The organism is Streptomyces tricolor, assembly GCF_002155905.1.
In the GTDB taxonomy this organism is placed as follows: Bacteria; Actinomycetota; Actinomycetes; order Streptomycetales; family Streptomycetaceae; genus Streptomyces; species Streptomyces tricolor.
Genome location: NZ_MUMF01000975.1, coordinates 1 through 1,311, shown reverse-complemented (window position 1 = coordinate 1,311; position 1,311 = coordinate 1). Strand labels below are relative to the sequence as shown.

The 1,311-nt window shown below is 69.3% G+C and carries 1 protein-coding gene; it reads right to left on the bottom strand.

All coding sequences use genetic code 11. From position 1 onward, the window contains the following. Window positions 1–1,253, bottom strand: a 1,253-nt coding sequence (locus CCN44_RS42055; RefSeq protein WP_086704540.1) for a radical SAM protein, incomplete at its 3' end; no start/stop codon positions are given. Window positions 1,254–1,311: the final 58 nt, after the last annotated feature.

Genomic DNA, 1,311 nt, shown 5'->3' with positions numbered 1-1,311 from the left:
CCGGGGCCGGGCGGGCCGTAGCCGGGCGGGGAGGACAGGCCGAAGTCGTCCATCGTCTGCCGGTAGGCCTGGAGCAGCCGGATGTGGTACTCCAGCGGCGCGCCCTGCGGGTTGGCCTTGCCGAGCGGGGTGGTGGGCTCCGGGCACCAGGTGGTGAAGCGGGGCGTGATGCCGTGCGACATGAAGAAGCGCAGGCCCTCGGTGGTGGAGGCGATGGCCTCGTCGACGGATGTGAAGCCGAAGGGCTCGGCCATCTCCACGCCCGCGACGAAGTTCGGGATCACGTTGCGCGCGCCGAACACCTCGGCGGAATCCAGGATGCGGCGGTGCCACTCGTCCCGGCCGACGTACCGCTCCTTGCCGGGGCAGTACAGCTCGAACAGCCGGCGGTCCCACACCTCGAAGTTGGGGTGGTAGATCTGCACGCCGTAGTCCTTGAACCGCTGCACGTCCGCCTTGGGCAGCGCCTGCGCCACGACCTTGCCGATCCAGCGGCCCGGGAAGCGCTCCTCGATGGCCTTGGCGTAGTGGCCGTAGAAGTCGGCCTCGTCCCGGCCCGCCACCTTCGACGTGATCGCGCCGCCGGTGAGGGTGTAGGCGGTGGACGCCTTCTGGGTGTCGTACCGGTCGATGATCTCCAGCGCCTCCAGGACCTCGTCCACGTCCTTGACGCCGGTGTAGGGCCGGCCGGCCGCCTTGTGCTGGCGCCAGTTGTGGTTGATGTCGCAGTACTGGCACTCCTCCTTGGCGCCGAAGTACTGGCAGACCCGGAAGACGGTGAGGTAGATCAGGTAGCCCCACTGGATGGTCGGCGCGACCTCCATCACGGACTTCCCGTTGGACAGGGTGTGCCGGTAGTACTCGGGCATCGGCGGCACCCCGACGTCGGCGATGCGCTTGCCGTCGAGGTAGAGCCCGAGCAGGCCCTCCTCGTCGGCGGCGACCCGGTACGGCGAGGCGGGGTTCACCCGCACGGAGACGACCGTACGCCTCAGGTCGTACGGGCCGCCGGTCAGGATGATCTCCTCCGGGGGCCGGCGCAGCGCGGCCTCGCCCAGTTCGGGCAGGGTGCCGTGGTCGAAGGAGAAGATGAAGTACGACTTCGGCTTGACGTCCCCGCCCTCGTTGTCGCTGAGGGCGGAGCGGTCGAAGGCGACACCGCCGCGGAGCAGGTCCTCTTTGAAGACGGCCTCCCGCGGCACCTGCGGGAACCGTTCCATCAGATCCTCGACCAGCGCGGTACGACTGCCCATCCGTCTGTCTCCTCCCGGTTCAGGCGTACGCCCCTCACCGTATGCCCCCGCCCCGGAC